Below are 19,004 nucleotides of genomic sequence, written 5' to 3'. Positions count from 1 at the left end.
AATCAGTCACCGCCTGAAAGGCGTGCGGCCGGGCGCTTGGGAGTGTTGGAGCCGGTGTCCGGACCGCGCGCCGTGCAGGCGATGATGTCCGGCATGCAACAGCTCGACGACCTCGACCGCCGGATCGTGGCCGCCCTGCAGGTCAACGGCAGGGCCAGCTGGACCGACATCGCGGCCGCCGTGGACACCTCGGTGACCACGGTGGCCCGGCGCGCGCAACAGCTGCTCGCCGACGGGGTCGTGCGGATCATCGCGCTGACCAAGCTGCAGCAGGGCGGCGACGGCGACCTGTTCCTGGTGCGGCTGTGCTGCACGGCAGGGCGGCAGCTGGCGACCGCGGCCGCGTTGGTGGACCGCCCGGACGTCCGGTTCCTGGCGGTGCTCACCGGCGAACACGACCTGATCGTGGAGCTGCACGTACCGCGCGGGGCCGGATTGCACGCGCTGCTGGTCGAGGAGTTGCAGGGCATTCCGTGGGTGCGCCAGAGCGTCGCGGAACTGGTGCTGCACACCTACAAGATCGGCCAGGACTGGAGCCGACAGCTGATCGGCGGCGCCGACCAGCTGTCCCGACCCCGCCCGCCGCACCTGTGCGACGACTCGCACCTCGACGAGCTGGACACCCGGATCGTCGCGCTGCTGCACGAGGACGGCCGGGCCGGGTTCCAGACGCTGGCCAAGCGCCTGGGCGTCAACGAGAGCACCGTCCGGCGGCGCTGCGAAGGGCTGTACCGCAGGGGTTGCGTCGAGACGGTGACCCTGGTCCCGGCTGCCGCACTCGGATACGAGGCCGAGGTCATGCTGTTCGTGTCGGTCGAACCGGCCCGGCTGGAGTCGGTCGCCGCGCAGCTGGCCGAAGACCGCGGCGTGCGGTTCGTGGCCGCGCTGCTGGGGCAGTACTCGTTGGTCTGCGAGGTGATCATGCCGACCACCGAGGACCTCTACCGGTTCGTCACCGGCACCCTGGGGCGCATCGAGGGGGTGCGCAGCTGGCAGGCGAACGTGGAGGCGCTGACCGTCAAACGCGGTTTCGTCGTGGTCCCGTGGGCGCAGCAGGCGCTGGCGAAGGCGCGCGCCGACCAGGAAACCGCGCCGCGCACGACGAGTTCCGAGACGAATTCGTAGTTCGTGGGTGAATATCCCGGTTCTCACCGGAACGACCGCGCACGAGTCCGTTAACTCCGAACCTGCTGGGGACCGAAATCCGAGTCGTCCGCGGTGGACGGAAGCTGGTAGTTCGTCAGGCGGGCGATGTGCTGGTCGATCAGTACGTCCAGCTCGGCCAGGCGAGTGCGCAGGGCTTCGGCGTGGCGGCGGGAGGCGCTGGGCAGCTGCGCCGCCAGGTGACCGTACTCGGCGAGCACGGTGGGCAGGTCGTTGTTGTCCTGCTGCCTGGGGATGTGGTCCATCCTTTGATGGTGGAGCCAGCGGCGGGATTCGTCGATTCGATCAGTAACGACGCCGATGTGCGGCGCCGCGCGTGGATCACGACCGGATAAGCTCGCCGAACCGGGTTCACCCGGTGGGATGATCGCGGGAGATTGGGGTGCGCAGATGACCGACACCGCCGCGCTGGCGCGAGCCCGGGAGCTGCTCGCCGAGCACCCGGTCCTCGACGGGCACAACGACCTGCCGTGGGCGTTGCGCGAGCAGGTCGGTTACGTCCTGGACCGCTGCGACATCGCCCAGGACCAGTCGGCCCGGCTGCACACCGACCTGGCCCGGCTGCGCTCCGGTGGTGTCGGCGGCCAATTCTGGTCGGTGTACGTGAAGGCCGAGTACCAGGGCGACAAGGCGGTCAGCGCCACCCTCGAACAGATCGACTGCGTGCGCGCTCTGGTCGAGCGGTATCCGGAACACCTGCGACTGGCGCGCACCGCCGACGAGGTGGTGGCCGCCCGCGCCGACGGCCGGGTCGCCTCGCTGATGGGTGCCGAAGGCGGGCACTCGATCAACTGCTCGTTGGCCACCCTGCGCGCCCTGCACGAGCTGGGCGTCCGCTACCTCACGCTCACCCACAACGACAACGTGCCGTGGGCGGACTCCGCGACCGACGAACCGGCCGCGAACGGCCTGACCAGCTTCGGCGTCGAAGTGGTGCGGGAGATGAACCGGCTGGGCATGCTGGTGGACCTCTCGCACGTCGCGGCCGACACGATGCGGGATGCGCTGCGGGCGACCCGAGCGCCCGTGATCTTCTCGCACTCCTCATCGCGGGCCGTCTGCGACCACCCGCGCAACATCCCCGACGACGTGCTGGCGGCCCTACCGGCCAACGGCGGTGTGGCGATGGCGACGTTCGTGCCCAAGTTCGTGCTGCCCGAGGCGATCGAATGGAGCAAGGCCGCGGAGACCAGCCTCGGGGCGCAGGGCCTCCACCCGCTGTCCACGACGCCCGAGGCGTTGGAGGCGCTGCGCGTCTACGAGTCGGCCAACCCCCGCCCGGTGGCCACCGTCGCGACGGTGGCCGACCACCTCGACCACATGCGCGAGGTGGCGGGCATCGACCACATCGGCATCGGCGGCGACTTCGACGGCACCGCCTTCACCCCGGTGGGGCTGGAAGACGTCGCGGGCTATCCGAACCTGATCGCGGAACTGCTCGTCCGAGGCTGGTCGGCAGCCGACCTCGCCAAGCTGACCTGGCACAACGCGGTCCGCGTGCTGCGCGACGCGGAAGCCGTCGCCCGCGATCTGCAACGCACCGAGCGGCCCTCGGTGGCCACCATCGACCAACTGGACGGTTGACGGCCGGGTGTTGCCCGGTCGTCCCGGGGGTCGATACCGTCGCCGCATCGAACACGCGCCCGAGACGAGGTGCCGCGCGATGAAGCGTTTCGACCGGTTGGCTCGGATCCTCGCGTTGGATCCCGACCGCGACTGCGAGGAGATCTACCGGCTGCTCGCCGAGTACGAATTTCCCTGGGACCTCACCAAAGCGCTGGAGTTCGCGCTGTTTCGCACCTACGCGGTGCCCAGCATCGGCCGACTGCTGGACCGCACCGGTGAGTTCACCCGGTGCGCGCAGCGGCGCTACGACGACACCGTGCTGATCCTGTTCGAGATCTTCCACTGGGGCACCGAAAGCGAGCGCGGGCGGCAGGCGCTGGCGCAGCTGGGCGCCATCCACGGCCGTTTCCAGATCAGCAACGACGACTACGCCTACACGCTGTCGACGTTCGTGGTGACCCCGGTCCGCTGGATCGAGCGGTTCGGCTGGCGGCGGCTGCACCCCCACGAGGTTCGGGCGCTGACCAACGCCATGCGGCGGCTCGGCGCGGGCATGAAGATCTCCGGGATCCCGCAGACCTATGCCGAGTTCGAGCGGCTGTTCGACGACTACGAGCGCGAGCACTTCGGCTACGACGCGGGTGGGCGCCGCGTCGCCGACGCCACGCTGGGCCTGTTCGGCACCTGGTATCCGAAGCCGCTGTCGCCCGCCGTGGTGCGGGCCGCGCGACTGCTGATGGAGCCGCACCTGCTGGCCGCCTTCGGCTTCCCCCGGATTCCGACCGCCGCCCGCAAAGTCGCCGAACTGAGCATGCGGGCACGCGCCGAACTGGTGCGGATCGGCCCGGTGCGGCCGGATTCCCGCCCGGCGCTGCCGCACCCACTGTCCTATCCGGACGGATACGAGATCGGCGATCTCGGCCCGGAGTCGTTCCACCGGCACCAGACCCGGCGCCGGAAGCCGGGCACATGCCCGGCGGTCACCTGACCGCCGAAGATCCGGGAAGCACCGCGGGCCAGCACTCGGCTCGCCTGCCGAACTGTTCAGCGATCTGATCTATGCCGCCACTGGCGGAGCCGGTGGGGCCGCATTTGGTCCACTGTGGCCCCGTGCTGATCGACTCCGTCCATTATGGAATGATAGGCGAGGCGGTCGAACACCGGCTCGAACCACCGGAAATGGTGGTGATCAGTCGCTCACCCTGCGGTGTTGCAGTGGTGCTCATACGATGCCGGTTGCGCCTCCTGGTCGGCGGATAGGAGGAGGGTCGATGGTCTTGTCGCTGCCTGATAACGCATTGTCCGGCGGGGATTCCGAACACCCGAACGGTGCGCCACGTTCGGGTGATTTTCCGCGCAGTGCCGCAGTGCTCGCGAGGATGCGGTCGGAGAACTTCCCCGTCGCATCCCGAATGCTGCCAAGCGGACTGCGGCAGCATCTGCAGGCCCTCTACGGCTTCTTCCGACTCGTCGACTACGCCGGGGACGAGGCGCCCGGCAACCGCGGTGAGCTGCTGGACTTCCTGGCGGTCGACCTCAAGCGCGCGTACCAGGGCACGGCCCGTATTCCGATGCTGCGTGCGCTGACACCCACGGTTGCCGAGTGTGCCATCCCCCACGAAGTACTGGTCAAGTTGATCGAGGCCAACCACCAGGACCAGCGGGTGCGGCGCTACCCGACCTTCACCGAACTGCTCGACTACTGCGCCCTGTCGGCCAATCCGGTGGGGGAGGCGGTGTTGCACGTCTTCGGCCGGGCCGAGCCGCCGCTGATCGCGCTGTCCGACCAGATCTGCAGCGCGCTGCAGATCCTGGAGCACTGCCAGGACATCGCCGAGGACTTCCAGCAGGACCGGATCTACCTGCCGAGCGAGGACTTGCAGCGCTTCGGTTGCCCGGAAGCGGAACTGGTGGCCGCGCGAGCGTCGACCCGGCTGCGCGGACTGGTGAAGTACGAAGTGGACCGTGCGCGGCGGATGCTCGACGCTGGCGCGCCGCTGGTGGGTGAGCTCGCCGGTACCGCCCGCATCGCGGTGGCCGGTTACGTCGCTGGCGGGCGAGCGACCGCGGCCGCCTTGGCCGCGGCGAACCACGATCCGCTGCGCGTGGACGTTCGGCCGGGGCGGCGGCGCACCTTCGTCGAATGGGGACGGTTGTACGTGTTGGGAGGAACTTGGTGACGGAGTCGGCGCGAATCCGGGACGCCTACCTGGAGTGCGAGCGGATCACGAGGCAACAGGCGCGCAACTTCTCCTACGGGATACGGCTGCTGCCCGGCCCGAAGCGGCGCGCGCTGTCGGCGGTGTACGCCTTCGCCCGCCGCGTCGACGACATCGGCGACGGTGACCTGCCCCGGGAGGAGAAGCTGCGGCGGCTCAAGCAGGCCCGCGAGGCGGTCCACGCGGCGCACATCGACGCGCCCGACCCGGTGGTGGTGGCGCTGGCGGATTCCGCCGCGCGCCTGCCGGTGCCGCTGGCCGCCTTCGACGAGCTCATCGACGGCTGCGAGGCCGATGTCCGCGGCGTTCGGTACAGGACCTTCGACGAGTTGCTGCACTACTGCCGGTGCGTGGCGGGCTCGATCGGGCGGTTGTCACTGGGCGTGTTCGGCACCGTCGACCCACCCACTGCCGAGCGACGTGCGGACGCGCTCGGTGTCGCGCTGCAACTGACCAACATCCTGCGCGACGTCCGGGAAGACCAGCTGGCCGGTCGGGTCTACCTGCCAGCTGAGGACCTGGCGAGGTTCGGCGTCCGGCTGGAACCGGGCAACGGGCTCGTCGAGGACCCGGACCGGTGGGACCGGTTGATCCGCTTCCAGACCGCCCGCGCCGAGCAGTGGTATGCGCAGGGCCTTCGGCTGCTGCCGATGCTCGATCGGCGCAGCAGGGCGTGCTGCGCGTCGATGGCGGGCATTTACCACGAACTGCTGGCGCGCATCGCCGCCGACCCGCGAGCCGCGCTGAACCAGCGGACTTCGTTGTCCGGCTGGCGGAAAGCGGGGGTGGCGGCGCGCTCGCTGGCCGGGATGGCGCCGTGAGCCGCGGGCGAGTGGTGGTGGTCGGCGGCGGGCTGGCCGGGGTGACCGCGGCGCTGCACTGCGCCGAGCTGGGCTTCGAGGTCAAGCTGCTGGAGACGCGGTCGCGACTGGGCGGCGCGACGTACTCCTTCCCGCGCGGCGACCTCGTGGTGGACACCGGCCAGCACGTGTTCCTGCGCTGCTACACCGCCTACCTCGGGCTGCTGCGGCGGCTCGGGGTCGCGGACGCGGTGCGCATGCAACCGCGATTCCAGGTTCCGGTGCTGACCCCCGGCGGTCGGGCTTCGCTGCTGCGCCGCTGGAACCTCCCGGCACCGGCGCACCTGACCCCGGCACTGCTGGGCTATCGGCTGCTGACGCTGCCGGAACGGATGCGGGTCGCGCGAACCGCGCTGGCGCTTCGACGGCTGGACCCGGAAGACCCCGAGCTGGACGAGATCAGCCTCGGGCAGTGGCTGCGGCAGCGCGGCGAATCGCCGCGCGCCGTCGACGCGCTGTGGGGACTGCTGGCGGTCGCCGCGCTCAACGCCGAACCGGACGAGGCCTCGATGGCGTTGGCGACCAGGGTGTTCCGCACCGGCGTGCTGGATGCCACCGACAGCGCCGACATCGGCATCGCGCAGGCCCCGCTAGGACAACTGCACGGCGAGGCCGCCTACCGGGCGTTGCTGGGCGCCTGCGTCGAGGTCCGGTTGCGCTGCCGCGCGCGGGCGATTCGCCGCTCCGGCAGCGGTTTCCAAGTGCCGGTGCGGGAGAGCTCCGGCGATTCGGTCCTGACGGCCGACTCCGTGGTCGTCGCGGTCCCGCACCGCGCGGCCGCCGGGCTGGTGGCCGACCTGCCGGTGCCGGGCGTGGCGGCGTGGGAGAAGTTGTCGGCGGCGCCGATCGTCAACGTGCACGTGCACTACGACCGGCAGGTCACCGGCCTGCCGATGGCCGCGGTGCTGGATTCGCCGGTGCAGTGGGTGTTCGACCGGACGGCCATCTCCGGCGCTGCGCACGGCCAGTACCTGGCCGTTTCGCTTTCCGCCGCACAAGAGCAGGTGCAGGCGCGCACCGAATACCTGCGCGAGGTGTTCCTGCCCGCGCTGGGGGAGATCTTCCCGCGCGCCCGCGACGCGCGGGTGCTCGACTTCTTCGTCACCCGCGAACCCAACGCCACCTTCCGGCAGGCGCCGGGCACCGCCGCCATCCGACCGTCGGCCCGCACCTCGGTGCCCGGCCTGGTGCTCGCTGGGGCCTGGACCGCGACCGGGTGGCCGGACACCACGGAAGGAGCGGTGTTGAGCGGTGCTCGCGCCGCCGAGGTAGTTGATCTGGACCAGCGATCCCAACAAGGCGTGGAGGTGACCGCATGACGACTGCTCTGCCACCAGTGCTGCGCACGGCCCGGGAGTCGGTGGACCCGGCACTGCGCAAGGCAGTCGACCGACTCGACCAGGACACCCGCCGGGTGTGCGAGTACCACTTCGGCTGGCGCAACGCCGACGGGTCCCCGGCAGCCGGTGGCGGCAAGGCCCTGCGACCGGCGATGGTCCTGCTGTCCGCGCGCAGCGTCGGTGCGGAGGGCGCAGACGCATCCGAAGACGTGCCGATCGCCGCGGCCGCCGCGGTGGAGTTGGTGCACAACTTCTCCCTGCTGCACGACGACGTGATGGACGGCGACACCGCCCGCCGCCACCGGCCGACGGCGTGGACGGTCTTCGGCCGACCAGCCGCGCTGCTGGCCGGAGACGCACTGCTGACGTTGTCCACCGAAGTGCTGCTGGAGTCGTCGTCCAGCCACGCGGTGGCCGCGGCCCGGTCGTTGTGCGCCGCGACCCGCACCCTGATCGCCGGTCAGGCCGCCGACCTGGACTTCGAGCACCGCCAGGAGGTGGGGCTGGACGAATGCCTGCGCATGGCGCACGACAAGACCGCCTCGCTGCTGGCCTGCGCGACCTCGATCGGCGCGCGCTGCGTCGGCGCACCACGGGAAACCGTGCTGCGGCTGCACGCCTTCGGCACCGAACTGGGGATGGCCTTCCAACTCGTCGACGACCTGCTCGGCCTGTGGGGCGATCCCGAGGTCACCGGCAAACCGGTGCTGTCGGACCTGCGCGCCCACAAGAAGTCCATCCCGGTCGTGCACGCGTTGAGCTCCGGGACCGCGCCCGGAGATCGACTGCGCCAGCTGTACGCCCAGGCCGAGCCGTTGACCGAGGACCAGTTGCACGAGGCCGCCGAAATGGTGCGGCAGGCCGGTTCGGCGGAGTGGACCCGCCAGGAGTGCATGCGGCGGTTGGCCGCCGCGCACCAGCACCTGCCCGACGGTCCGCACGGTGCGACCGAGGACCTGACTGAGCTCGCCGAGTTCATCGTACGGAGGAAACTTTGACCGATCAGTTGCAGCAGTCCGGCCGCGCGATCGCTGTTCCCGACACCCGAACGGCGCTGGCCGCTGGCCGCGACTACCTGCTCTCCCTGCAACATCCCGAGGGTTGGTGGAAGGGCGAGCTGGAGACCAACGTGACGATGGACGTCGAGGACCTGCTGCTGCGGCAGTTCCTCGGCATCCGCACCGCAACCGAAACCGAGGAGGCGGCCCGCTGGATCCGCTCGCAGCAGCGCTCCGACGGCACCTGGGCGAACTTCTACGGCGGCCCCGGTGACCTGTCCACCACGGTGGAGGCCTACACCGCGCTCAAGCTAGCGGGCGATGACGTCGACGCCGCGCACCTGGCCGCGGCACGCGACTGGATCCGCGCGCAGGGCGGACTGGAAGCCACCCGCGTGTTCACCCGGATCTGGTTGGCCCTGTTCGGCGAATGGTCCTGGGACGAACTGCCCGCGATGCCGCCGGAACTCGTGCTGCTGCCCAAGTGGTTCCCGCTGAACGTCTCCGACTGGGGGTGCTGGGCGCGGCAGACGGTGGTTCCGCTGACCGTGGTGTGCACCCTGCGCCCGCGGCGGGATCTCGGCATCACCGTCGCCGAACTGCGCACCGGGCGCACCAGTGAACCTGTTCGTCCACAGTGGTCGTGGGGATACAGCTTCCAGGTACTGGACCGAGTTCTGCACCGCTACCATCGTCGTCCACTGAGGACTGTTCGGAAGAACGCCATGCTGCGCGCCGCGGAATGGATCACGGCTCGGCAGGAGGCGGACGGCTCCTGGGGCGGCATCCAGCCGCCGTGGGTTTACTCGCTGCTCGCGCTGCACCTGCTCAGCTACCCGATGGACCACCCGGTGCTGCGGCAGGGCCTGGCCGGATTGGACCGCTTCCTGATCCGCGAGCACACCCCGGCCGGGACGGTGCGGCGGCTGGAGGCCTGCCAGTCCCCGGTGTGGGACACGGTGCTCGGCATGCAGGCGCTGTCCGACGCCGGGGTGCCCGCCGACCACCCGTCGTTGCGCCGGGCGACCGATTACCTGCTGGCCGAGGAGATCCGGGTCAAGGGCGACTGGTCGGTGCGCCGCCCGAACCTGCCGCCCGGTGGCGGCTGGGCGTTCGAGTTCGACAACGACGGCTACCCGGACATCGACGACACCGCCGAAGTGCTGCTGGCGCTGGCCCGCACGGACCACCCCGACAAGGCGGCGGTGCACGCCGCGACCGAGCGCGGCATCCGATGGCTGCGCGGCATGCAGTCGGCCGACGGCGGCTGGGGCGCCTTCGACGCCGACAACACCCGAGAACTGGTGCGCAAACTGCCGTTCTGCGACTTCGGCGAGGTGATCGACCCGCCGTCGGCCGACGTGACGGCGCACGTGGTCGAGGCGCTGGCGGCGATGGGATACCACGACAGGGTCGTGCAACGCGGCGTGCAGTGGTTGCTGAACAACCAGGAGCAGGACGGTTCCTGGTTCGGGCGCTGGGGCGCGAACCACGTCTACGGCACCGGCGCCGTGGTGCCCGCCCTGGTGCGGGCGGGGCTGCAGCCCGATCACCGCGCGCTGCGCCGCGCGGTGCGGTGGCTGGAGGCCCACCAGAACGACGACGGCGGCTGGGGCGAGGACCTGCGCTCCTACGACGACCCGGCGTGGATCGGCAGAGGCGATTCCACGGCGTCGCAGACCGGTTGGGCACTGCTGGCGCTGCTCGCCTTGGACCGGCACGACACCGAAGCGGTGCGCCGCGGCGTGCGGTACCTGGTCGGCACCCAGCGCCCGGACGGTGGATGGGACGAACCGCAGTTCACCGGCACCGGGTTTCCGGGCGACTTCTACATCAACTACCACCTGTACCGGGTGATCTTCCCGCTCGCCGCGCTCGGCCGGTACCAGCACGCCGGAGGATGAGATGTCGCCACAGTTGCTGGTCTGCGCACCGCTGGGCCTGGAAGCCCGCGCCCTGCGGGCGGCACTGGGCGAGAAGTACGTGCGCCGCACGGGTTGCGGCCCGCGCCGCAGCGCCCGCAGTGCGGCGGCGCTCACCGGTGCGGACTTCGACGTGCTGGTCATCGCCGGACTGGCCGGCGGCATCGGCGCCGAGGTGCGCAGCGGTGACGTGATCGTCGCCGACGAGCTCCGCGGTCAGCGCGGCACCGTGCGCTGCCCGTCGGCGCCGTCGCTGGTCGCCGAACTGCGCCGCGCCGGGTTCCCGGTGCACTGCGGGCCGATCGCCACCACCGACCACATCGTGCACGGCGCCCAGCGCGCCGAGCTGGCCGGTACCGGAGCGCTCGCCGTCGACATGGAGTCGGCGGTGCTCGCCGAAGCCGCGGGGTCGCGTCCGCTGGGCGTAGTGCGCGTCGTGGTCGACACCGCCCGGCAGCCGCTGCTGCGGCCGGGCACCCCGAGTCGGGCGCTGGCGGCACTCGCCCGGTTGCACGCCATCGGCCCGTGCCTACCGCGGTGGGGCCGCACCGTCTCACCGGAGATCCGATCCGCCGCATCCAAGGAGCTGTACTGATGGGCATCCCCATGCGCCAGGCGATCCGAGTCGGCGCCTACCTGGTCAAGCAGAAGCTCGCCCGCCGCGACAAGTTCGCCCTGACCCTGGAGCTGGAACCGCTGTTCGCCTGCAACCTGGCCTGCGCGGGCTGCGGCAAGATCCAGCACCCGGCGAGCGTGCTCAAGCAGCGGATGCCGGTGGAGCAGGCCATCGCCGCGGTGGAGGAGTGCGGGGCTCCGGTGGTGTCCATCGCCGGTGGCGAGCCGTTGATGCATCCCGAGATCGAGGTCATCGTCGACGAACTGGTCAAGCGCAAGAAGTTCGTCTACCTGTGCACCAACGCGCTGCTGCTGCCCCGCAAGATCGACAAGTTCCGACCGTCGGCGTACTTCGCGTGGGCCGTGCACATCGACGGGCTGGAGGAGCGGCACGACGCCTCGGTGTGCAAGTCGGGCGTGTTCGCGCAGGCGGTGGACAACATCAAGGAGGTCCAGCGCCGCGGGTTCCGGGTGACCACCAACTCGACCTTCTTCACCTCCGACACCCCGCAGTCGGTGATCGAGGTGCTGGAGTTCCTCAACAACGACCTCAAGGTCGACCAGATGATGCTGTCCCCGGCCTACGCCTACGACAAGGCACCCGACCAGGACCACTTCCTCGGCGTCACCGAGACCCGCGAGCTGTTCCGCAAGGTCTTCGCCGACGGGCGGCGCAAGAAGTGGCGGTTCAACCATTCGCCGCTGTTCCTGGACTTCCTGGAGGGGCAGGTCGACTTCCAGTGCACCGCGTGGGCCATCCCGTCGTATTCGCTGTTCGGCTGGCAGCGGCCCTGCTACCTGATGAACGACGGTTACGCGTCCAGCTACCGGGAACTGCTGGCCGACACCGACTGGTCCGCCTATGGGCGCGGCCGTGATTCGCGCTGCGCCAACTGCATGGCACACTGCGGCTACGAGCCGACCGCGGTGTTGGCCACCATGGGTTCGTTGCGCGAGTCGATCCGCGCGTTGCGGGGGTAGGCGACCGCGCGGCGAACCGTTAGATTGGCGCACGATGTCCCCGACCAGCGGTCGCGGCACCCGCTCGACCGCGAGGAACCGATGCACGATCACCAACTCACCGTTGACCTGCACGGTCTGCCTGCACAGCTGTGGCACGCCGCCAAGCACCTGGTGGAGACGGTGCTGGCCCCGCTGTTGCTGTTCTGCCTGCTGTTCAAGTTGACCGGCTTCACCGGTGGCCTGCTGGCGGCGCTGGGCTGGGTGGCCGCCGCGATGACCTTCCGGCTGGTGGTGGGGGCGAAGATCCCGGTGGTGCTGTGGCTGACCACGGTGGTCCTGGTGGCGCGCACGGTGCTCGGTCTCGTCACCGGCTCGACGTTCGTGTACTTCCTGGAACCGAGCCTGCAGAACTTCCTGATCGCGATCGTATTGCTGGTGACGCTGCCCTTCGAGCGGACGTTCCTGGCGAAGGTGGCGGGCGACTTCTGCCTGCTGCCCGCCGAACTGACCGGCAATGTGCGGGTGCAGCGGTTCTTCCGGCGGGTTTCGCTGCTGTGGGCGCTGGTGTTCACCATCAACGGGCTGACCACGTTGTGGGCGCTGGCGCAGGCCAAGCTCGGCAGCTTCCTGGTGGTCAGCACCGCCGGATCGTTCTCGCTGGTCGCCGTCGCGGCGGTGGCGTCGCTGCTGTGGTTCCGCCGCGAGCTGCGCGGCCAGGGCATCCGACTGCGCTTCGCCAAACACCCCGCGACGACCTGAATCCCCCGACCCCCGTTGCCACCGCGCGTTCGCCGTTCGGGTGAGAGGTGAAGGGCACCTTTCGCCAACTTACTTGGTAGAAGGTGCCCTTCACCTCGCCCGAATCGGGTTCAGCTGAAGCGGCGGGCGAGGTGGTGGAACACGCCGGGTAGGGCGCCCTGGAGGTGGGCGGGCACGGTGAGCCACTTGGGGACGAAGACCTCGGGTTTGCCGCGTTGTACGGCGCGGACCAGTGCGGTGGCCACGTCTTCCGGGTTGATCATGCGTGGGAACCGGCGGTCGTAGCTGCGGTTGTCGAACAACGGTGTGCGAACCGCACCGGGGTACACCGTGGTCACGCCGATCTCGGTCCGGTAGCGGATGCTCGCGGCGAAGGCGCGCAGCCCGGCTTTCGTCGCCGAATAGACCGCTTCGTCCGGTACGCCCACCACGGCGATGGACGCGACGAACACGATGTGCCCGCGCCCGCGCCGCAGCATCTCCGGGAGCACCGCGCGGGTCAGCAGCATCGGCGCGGTCAGGTTCACCGCCGCGAGCGCCTCGATCCGCTGCGCGGGCATCGCGGACACCTCGCCCGCCCAGCCCAGGCCCGCGCTGTGCACCAGCAGATCGGCATCCCGGGCGGCAGCGGCGACCCGAGCGAGCCCGGCCGGATCGGTGAGGTCGGCGGGCACCGGCCGGCCGCCGGTGCGCTGCGCCACCTCGGCCAGCCGTCGTTCGTCGCGGCCGGTGAGCAGGACGTCGCAGCCCGCCGCCGCGAGTTCGGCGGCGGTGGCCGCCCCGATTCCCGAGGACGCACCCGTGACCAGCGCGGTTCGCCCGCGCACCGTCAGCCCCACGTCGAGTCCGCCGAGTCGCCGTCGCGGTCGTCGTGTTCCATGGCCCGGCGCAACTGCTCGCTCCGGCGGGTCAGCACCACGATGCCACCGATGATCACCACGACGGCGATCATCTCCCCGGCGAGGATCGCCGGGGAAGACTCGATGTGCTCGCCGAGCCAGTTCACCCCGATCGCGGCCGACACCAGCGGGTCGACTGTGGTGATCACGGCCAGCGCCGGGGACATCAACCTGCCCCGCTGGAAGGTCTGCTGGCTCAGCAGGAACCCCATCGGCCCGATCACGCACACCGCGTACAGCGACCAGTGCAGGAACGGTTCGGCCAGCCCGCCGCTGCGGAACTGCCCGGCCACCACCTTGATCAGCCCGGCGGTCACCCCGTACAGCACGCCGGTGGCCACCGCCATCCCGATCACCCCGGCCTCGCCGGGCACCAGCCGGGCCGCCGACAGCGACACCACCACGAGCAGCCCGAGCGCCAGCGCCAGCGGCAGGATCGACGCGCCGGTGAACTCGCTGCCCTGCCCGGACGGCTGAGCCAGCACCAGGAACGCCGACAGTCCACCGACGCAGGCCAGCCCGCCCAGCGCCAGCACCAGGTCCATCCTGCGGTGCGCCAGCCACGCGGCGAACGCCGCGCCGAAGAGCACCGAGGTCACCAGCAGCGGCTGCACCAGCACCAGCGGGCCGAAGGCCAGCGCCACCACCTGCAACGACAACCCGACGATCACGGTGAGGATGCTGAGCACCCAGATCGGCTTGCGGATCAGTTCGAGGAGCATGCGCGGGCTCAGCGTGCGCACCTTGGGAACCTGCTTGGTGACCCGGTGCTGGATGGCGCTGGCCAGGCCGAAGCTGGCCGCCCCGACGACCGCGCACGGAACGGCGATGGCGAAAACCGTGCCGTGCGCGCTCACCGCCGATCGCCCCCTCGCAGGTCGGTGAAGGCGTCGCGGACGTGCCCGGCCAGCACCGCGGCATCCGGGGCCAGCCCGGTGTCGGTGGTGATCCCGAACCCGATCCGGTCACCCCAGCCGATGGCGCCGACGGCCACCCCCACGCCATCGGCCAGCGACAGCACCGGCAGCACACCCGCGATGAGCGCCCCGTCGATGTGCGAAGGGCGGCGCTGCCCGGGTAGCACCGACACCACGGCGTTGAAGAATCGGCGCTGGTAGATCCGCCGCACGAGCAAGGCGTGCAGCGGGGCTGGCAGGACCCCGAGCGCCGCCAGCACGGCACCCGCCGCGGCGGGCTGCCCGGTGCGATCCGGTCGGTCGAGCCCGGCGGCGACCATGGCGAGCCGTCGGCCGGGCGGCATCGGCCCGACGGGTAGATCGATCGACACCGACACCGTGTGGTTGCCGGGGGTACCGGTGCCCGCACCGCCCCGCGCGGTGCGGGCGGTGCGCGGCACCATCACGCGGAACCGCTGTCCCGGTCTGGTGTCGCCGAGCATCCGGTGCAGCGCTTCGGCGACCACGCCGAGCAGGAAGGCGGTGCTGCTCACCTGGTGGGCGCGCGCGCCCGCGCGGGCCTCGGCGGCCGGGAGCTCAACGTGGCCGAAGGAGCGGTTCGGGGTGCTGCGCCCCGCCACGCTCGTCTTCGGTGCGGCTCCCGCACCGGCCAGGCTCACCAGACCACGCAGGATCCGCCCAGCTCGCCGGTGCCACGGTGCGCCGGGGCTCCGGCTCGGTGTCGTCGCCGGTGGTGGGCTGTCGCAGAGCAACCGCAGCAGGCTGCTGGTCACGGCCACCCCGTCGCCGAGGGCGTGGTGCATCTTGGCCAGCACCGAGGCGCTGCCGGTGTCGACGTCGTGCAGCAGCAGCAGTTCCCACGGCGGCCGGTCGGTGCGCACCGGGGTGCTGAAGAACTCGTTGATGATCGTCTCGGGGCGCTGCCCGTCGTGCGGTTCCCGGCACCGCAGGTGATCACCGGGGTCGATCTCGCCGCCGTGAATCCACTGTGGTCGGCGCCCGCGCCGCAGCACCAAACGCCGTGTCAGCATCGGCAATCCGGCGGCGTGCCGCGCGATTCGCCGGGTGATGTGTTCGCACCAGTCGGATGTGGACCGCCGCTGGCCTTCGAGCCGCAGGATCGCACCGGTCTGCTGCGAGACGGCCGGAGTCGTGGCGTACACGAAGAAGGCGTCCTGCGGGCGAAGCGGGCGACGGCCGTGGTGCCGGGGCAGGTGCGCCAGCGCGGCCACCTGCTCCGCGAAGTCGGCGGTGCGGCTGTGCTTGAGCGCCTGCTCTTCCCGCTGGGCCAGCTCGTGCGGATCGGTTGCCAACCGGTGCAGCGTCCCGGTCAGATCGCGTTCCCGCGGGCAGAGCTCGGCCAGTTCGGCGTCGGCCATCAGCTCGGCATTCGCGCGGCCGTGCCCGGCGATCGGCTCGAACATCACCACCGCGCGCCCGCACGCGAGCGCTTCCAACGCCGTCGCACCACCCGCATTGGTCACCACGACATCCGCGCTCGCCACCAGACCAGGCATGTCCGCCACCCAGCCCAACGGCACCAGCCGGTCGTCCGCCCGGTTGGCGAAACGCTGCCGCAACGCCGTATTCCGCCCGCAGGCCACCACAACGCGCCCGACGCCGTCGGCCCGCAGCGCGGCGTCCACCGCGCGCTCGACCGAACCGAAGCCCAGCGAGCCGCACGAGATCAACGCCGTGAACCCGGTCTCCGGCAACCCGAACATCCGCCGCGCCGGGACCCGGTCCGCGGGCTGGAACGCCGAAACGACCGGCGGCACGCAGACCGCCCCCACCGCGTCCGGCTCGGCACGCCGCATCGCCCGCAGGCTCGTCCCGCTCATCACGTAGTGCAGATCGATCTCCGGGTAGACCCAGAACGGGTGCGGTGAGAAGTCCGAAACCACCGCGGCCACCGGCACGTCCAGCTCGCCCCGGCGCCGCAGCCAGTTCAGCCCGGCGGTGCCCATCGGATAGGTCGAGACGATCAGATCGGGGTCGTACTCGGCGATGGCCCGGCGCAGCAGCGGCCCGCTCCAGGCGCCGACGAACCGCCGCGAGCCGTTGGCGAACCAGCGGTAGCGCCACAGCGATTCGTAGAAGAAGTCGTACAGCCACGGCGTGGATTCGACGTTGGTGGCGTAGATCCAGTTGAACGTCCCGGGCACCCAGCGGCCCATCGTCCGCAGGGCGTCCAGCCACGCCACCTCGCACCCCGGCCACACCCGCCGGGCCGCTTCCTCGACGGCGCGGGCGGTCGCGTTGTGTCCTTCGCCGATGGTGGCGCTGACCAGTAGCACTCGACGTGCCTGGACGGTCACGCGGTTGGATCCTTTCGCCCGACTCGTGCCCCCCGCAGGCTAGCGTGGTCGCGCGGGTTCGGCTGGCCGGGACGAGGGCGCCCGTCGATCATCACCGCGACCGCCAGAGTCCGAAGTGGACCGGGCCGGATGGCCACATTGGATCTTGGGGGACGGCGCGCTGGCGCCAATCCGCCCGCTGTTCAGTATTGACGGCCCCTGTTTTGCCTGACTAAATTCGAGGCGTTCGAGGGAAGGGGCGCGAACGTGGCTGCAACTCCGCATCCGGCGGCTGCCGAGCAGGCCGCCGACGGCCCCTCGCGGCACGTCGCGGCGGCGATCAAGCGGACCCGCACGGAACGCGGTCTGACCCTGCGGGAGCTCGCGCAGCGCTGCGGCCTGTCGCCCGGTTTCCTGTCGTTGGTCGAGCGCGGGATCAACTCGATCTCGTTGACCTCGTTGTTCGCGCTCGCCGACGCGCTGGACGTGGACGCCGTCGACCTGCTGGGCACGGCGGGTCGCCGGGCGCGCCGCGACTACGCGGTGGCCAGGCACGACGACCCGCACGCGGCGCGGGTGGTGATGGGCGAGCGGGAGCACCGGGTGCTGACCGCCGAACTGCCCGACCAGCGCATCGAAGCGCTGGCCACCCGGGTGCACCCGACGGCCGAACCATCGCCGGTCTCCCAGCACGACGGCGAGGAGTTCTGCTACGTGCTCCGCGGCGAGCTGGTGTTCCTGCTGCCGGAGGAGACGGTGGTGCTCGGCGCGGGCGACTCGATCCACTTCAAATCCCGTACCCCGCACGCCATCCACAACCGCGGCGCCGACGTCGTCGAGGTGCTCTGGACGGTGGACCGCCCGTTGCTGCGGCGTTCGGACGGCACGACCAGCTGATCGCGTGCCCACCTGGCCGGTGCGCCGCTCCCCGAAAGGCGGTCATGGACGAGTTACCCACGGTTTCCCCGCCCAGCAAGGGCTTCTTCGGCCATCCCCGCGGCCTGGCGACGTTGTTCTTCACCGAGATGTGGGAGCGGTTCTCCTACTACGGGATGTCCGCGATCCTGCTGTACTACCTCTACGACCAGACCGCCAACGGCGGACTCGGACTGGACAAGCCGACCTCCTCGGCGCTGGTGTCGATCTACGGGTCGCTGGTGTTCATGTCCGGCATCCTCGGCGGCTGGGTGGCCGACCGGCTGCTGGGCATGCGGCGGGCGGTGTTCGGCGGCGGCGTGCTGATCATGTGCGGGCACCTGGCGCTGGCGGTGCCCGGCGGGCTGCCCGCGCTGCTGGTGTCGATGCTGCTGATCGTGACCGGCACCGGGCTGCTCAAACCGAACGTCTCCAGCCTGGTGGGGGAGCTGTACGCGGCCGACGACAACCGGCGCGACGCCGGGTTCTCCATCTTCTACATGGGCATCAACCTGGGCGCGTTCGTGGCGCCGTACCTGGTCGGCACGCTGGGCCAGCAGGTCGACTACCACCTGGGCTTCGGGCTCGCCGCGATCGGCATGGCCGCCGGGTTGGTGCAGTACGCCCGGGGTCGGGGGCGGCTGGCCGGAAGCGCGCCGACGAATCCACTTAGGATGGACGAGCGGCGGCAGGTCGCGATCCGCGCCATCGGCGGCGCGGTCGTGGTGGCGGTGGCGCTCGTGGCGCTGGGAGTCGCCGGGGGTTTGACGGTCAAGACGCTGATCAACACCATCACAGTGCTCTCGGTGGTGTTGCCGGTCGGCTACGTGATCATGATGCTGCGCAGCCCGCGCACCGACGCGGTGGAACGATCGCGGCTGATCGCCTACATCCCGCTGTTCATCGGTGCGGTCTGCTATTGGGTGGTGAACGAGCAGTCGGGCTCGGTGCTGGCGCAGTTCGCCGACACGCGAACCGATCTGGAGGCCTTCGGATTCACCATCCCGTCCTCCTGGTTCCAGTCGTTGAACCCGATCGCCACGCTGATCCTCGCGCCGACCTTCGCCTGGCTGTGGATCAGGCTGGGGGATCGCCAGCCCACCACGCCGCGCAAGTTCTCCGCCGGTTTGGCGCTCGGCGGCGCGTCTTTCGTGCTGATGGCCGGACCCGGTCTGCTGTTCGGAGTGGACGTGCCCGCCAGCCCGTGGTGGCTCGCGGCCAGCTACTTCGTGGTGATCTGCGGGTCGATGTGCCTGTCGCCGGTAGGCTTGTCGGCGACCACCAAGCTCGCACCGCGCGCCTTCCTGGCGCAGATGATGAGCCTCTGGTTCCTGGCTTCCGCGGCGGCTGAAGGCATCAACGCGCAGGTCGTCCAGTGGTACCGGCCGGAGACCGAGGTCGGCTACTTCGCCGGTGTCGGTGCGGCGGTGATGGCCATCGGCGGCGTGATGTTCCTGATCGCCCCGTGGATCCACCGCCGAATGAGCGGAATCAACTGAGCGCCTGTCCTTGGAATTGTTTTGCGTTGCGGTGCGGGTGGCGGAACCCAAGCAGCTGGCGCCGCGTCAAG

17 protein-coding genes are annotated in these 19,004 nt (G+C 70.6%); 13 read left to right on the top strand and 4 right to left on the bottom strand.

The annotated features are described in order from the left end of the window. The first annotated feature begins 54 nt into the window (after nt 1-54). Entirely contained in the window at nt 55-1,125 is a 1,071-nt protein-coding gene (locus tag ACTWQN_RS14005; protein ID WP_443203878.1) for an Lrp/AsnC family transcriptional regulator, read from the top strand. A 50-nt stretch (nt 1,126-1,175) separates the two neighbouring features. On the opposite strand, the gene ACTWQN_RS14000 is transcribed toward ACTWQN_RS14005, so the two are convergent. Then, nucleotides 1,176-1,409: a hypothetical protein gene (locus tag ACTWQN_RS14000; protein ID WP_443203877.1), complete on the bottom strand. Its 234-nt coding sequence runs from the start codon at nt 1,407-1,409 to the stop codon at nt 1,176-1,178. Between the two features lie 145 nt (nt 1,410-1,554). Here ACTWQN_RS14000 and ACTWQN_RS13995 point away from each other — a divergent pair, with 145 nt between their 5' ends. From ACTWQN_RS13995 to ACTWQN_RS13950, 10 genes are all read left to right on the top strand, one after another. Next, a complete protein-coding gene (locus ACTWQN_RS13995) occupies nt 1,555-2,748 on the top strand; it encodes a dipeptidase (protein ID WP_443203876.1) in 1,194 nt (397 codons plus the stop codon). A gap of 79 nt (nt 2,749-2,827) precedes the next feature. Beyond that, on the top strand, nt 2,828-3,718 hold the full coding sequence (locus ACTWQN_RS13990) for an oxygenase MpaB family protein (protein WP_443203875.1): 891 nt from the start codon (nt 2,828-2,830) through the stop codon (nt 3,716-3,718). A gap of 379 nt (nt 3,719-4,097) precedes the next feature. Then, the gene (gene hpnC / locus ACTWQN_RS13985) at nt 4,098-4,910 is read left to right on the top strand and encodes a squalene synthase HpnC (protein WP_443203874.1); all 813 of its coding nucleotides are present in this window, start codon (nt 4,098-4,100) and stop codon (nt 4,908-4,910) included. Next, a complete protein-coding gene (gene hpnD, locus ACTWQN_RS13980) occupies nt 4,907-5,770 on the top strand; it encodes a presqualene diphosphate synthase HpnD (protein ID WP_443203873.1) in 864 nt (287 codons plus the stop codon). Before hpnC ends, hpnD begins: the two co-directional genes overlap by 4 nt. Beyond that, nucleotides 5,767-7,128, top strand: a complete 1,362-nt coding sequence (gene hpnE, locus ACTWQN_RS13975; RefSeq protein WP_443203872.1) for a hydroxysqualene dehydroxylase HpnE — start codon at nt 5,767-5,769, stop codon at nt 7,126-7,128. Before hpnD ends, hpnE begins: the two co-directional genes overlap by 4 nt. After that, nucleotides 7,125-8,147 (top strand): polyprenyl synthetase family protein, encoded by a 1,023-nt coding sequence (locus ACTWQN_RS13970; protein ID WP_443203871.1) that lies wholly within the window; start codon nt 7,125-7,127, stop codon nt 8,145-8,147. The genes hpnE and ACTWQN_RS13970 overlap by 4 nt, the downstream gene beginning before the upstream one ends. After that, nucleotides 8,144-10,051 carry a squalene--hopene cyclase gene (gene shc, locus ACTWQN_RS13965; protein ID WP_443203870.1) on the top strand — a complete coding sequence of 636 codons (1,908 nt, stop codon included), beginning with the start codon at nt 8,144-8,146 and terminating at the stop codon, nt 10,049-10,051. Before ACTWQN_RS13970 ends, shc begins: the two co-directional genes overlap by 4 nt. A gap of 1 nt (nt 10,052) precedes the next feature. Then, the gene (locus ACTWQN_RS13960) at nt 10,053-10,664 is read left to right on the top strand and encodes a phosphorylase family protein (RefSeq protein WP_443203869.1); all 612 of its coding nucleotides are present in this window, start codon (nt 10,053-10,055) and stop codon (nt 10,662-10,664) included. Then, the gene (hpnH, locus tag ACTWQN_RS13955; protein WP_443203868.1) at nt 10,664-11,665 is read left to right on the top strand and encodes an adenosyl-hopene transferase HpnH; all 1,002 of its coding nucleotides are present in this window, start codon (nt 10,664-10,666) and stop codon (nt 11,663-11,665) included. Before ACTWQN_RS13960 ends, hpnH begins: the two co-directional genes overlap by 1 nt. A gap of 81 nt (nt 11,666-11,746) precedes the next feature. Next, entirely contained in the window at nt 11,747-12,406 is a 660-nt protein-coding gene (locus ACTWQN_RS13950) for a VC0807 family protein (RefSeq protein WP_443203867.1), read from the top strand. Nucleotides 12,407-12,516: 110 nt separating this feature from the next. On the opposite strand, the gene ACTWQN_RS13945 is transcribed toward ACTWQN_RS13950, so the two are convergent. From ACTWQN_RS13945 to ACTWQN_RS13935, 3 genes are read right to left on the bottom strand one after another with little or no spacing between them, the layout of a single operon-like run. Then, nucleotides 12,517-13,239: an SDR family NAD(P)-dependent oxidoreductase gene (locus tag ACTWQN_RS13945; RefSeq protein WP_443204049.1), complete on the bottom strand. Its 723-nt coding sequence runs from the start codon at nt 13,237-13,239 to the stop codon at nt 12,517-12,519. Next, on the bottom strand, nt 13,236-14,162 hold the full coding sequence (locus ACTWQN_RS13940) for a DMT family transporter (RefSeq protein ID WP_443203866.1): 927 nt from the start codon (nt 14,160-14,162) through the stop codon (nt 13,236-13,238). Before ACTWQN_RS13940 ends, ACTWQN_RS13945 begins: the two co-directional genes overlap by 4 nt. Further along, complete coding sequence (locus tag ACTWQN_RS13935) at nt 14,159-16,540, bottom strand: wax ester/triacylglycerol synthase domain-containing protein (protein ID WP_443203865.1); 2,382 nt, start codon at nt 16,538-16,540, stop codon at nt 14,159-14,161. Before ACTWQN_RS13935 ends, ACTWQN_RS13940 begins: the two co-directional genes overlap by 4 nt. Before the next feature lie 246 nt (nt 16,541-16,786). Between ACTWQN_RS13935 and ACTWQN_RS13930 the strand changes: the two genes are divergently transcribed. After that, entirely contained in the window at nt 16,787-17,416 is a 630-nt protein-coding gene (locus tag ACTWQN_RS13930; RefSeq protein ID WP_443203864.1) for a helix-turn-helix domain-containing protein, read from the top strand. Nucleotides 17,417-17,460: 44 nt separating this feature from the next. Further along, nucleotides 17,461-18,933: a peptide MFS transporter gene (locus ACTWQN_RS13925; RefSeq protein WP_443203863.1), complete on the top strand. Its 1,473-nt coding sequence runs from the start codon at nt 17,461-17,463 to the stop codon at nt 18,931-18,933. The last annotated feature ends 71 nt before the right edge of the window (nt 18,934-19,004 follow it).

The sequence above is a fragment of the Saccharopolyspora antiqui genome, from assembly GCF_052246905.1.
Classification (GTDB): Bacteria; Actinomycetota; Actinomycetes; order Mycobacteriales; family Pseudonocardiaceae; genus Saccharopolyspora.
This window is presented reverse-complemented; position numbering and strand designations above follow the sequence as displayed.

Coding starts and splice junctions, on each gene's coding strand:
- ACTWQN_RS14000 (WP_443203877.1), bottom strand. CDS start 1,409: ATGGACCACATCCCCAGGCAGCAGGACAACAACGACCTGCCCACCGTG.
- ACTWQN_RS13995 (WP_443203876.1), top strand. CDS start 1,555: ATGACCGACACCGCCGCGCTGGCGCGAGCCCGGGAGCTGCTCGCCGAG.
- ACTWQN_RS13990 (WP_443203875.1), top strand. CDS start 2,828: ATGAAGCGTTTCGACCGGTTGGCTCGGATCCTCGCGTTGGATCCCGAC.
- ACTWQN_RS13970 (WP_443203871.1), top strand. CDS start 7,125: ATGACGACTGCTCTGCCACCAGTGCTGCGCACGGCCCGGGAGTCGGTG.
- ACTWQN_RS13960 (WP_443203869.1), top strand. CDS start 10,053: ATGTCGCCACAGTTGCTGGTCTGCGCACCGCTGGGCCTGGAAGCCCGC.
- hpnH (WP_443203868.1), top strand. CDS start 10,664: ATGGGCATCCCCATGCGCCAGGCGATCCGAGTCGGCGCCTACCTGGTC.
- ACTWQN_RS13950 (WP_443203867.1), top strand. CDS start 11,747: ATGCACGATCACCAACTCACCGTTGACCTGCACGGTCTGCCTGCACAG.
- ACTWQN_RS13925 (WP_443203863.1), top strand. CDS start 17,461: ATGGACGAGTTACCCACGGTTTCCCCGCCCAGCAAGGGCTTCTTCGGC.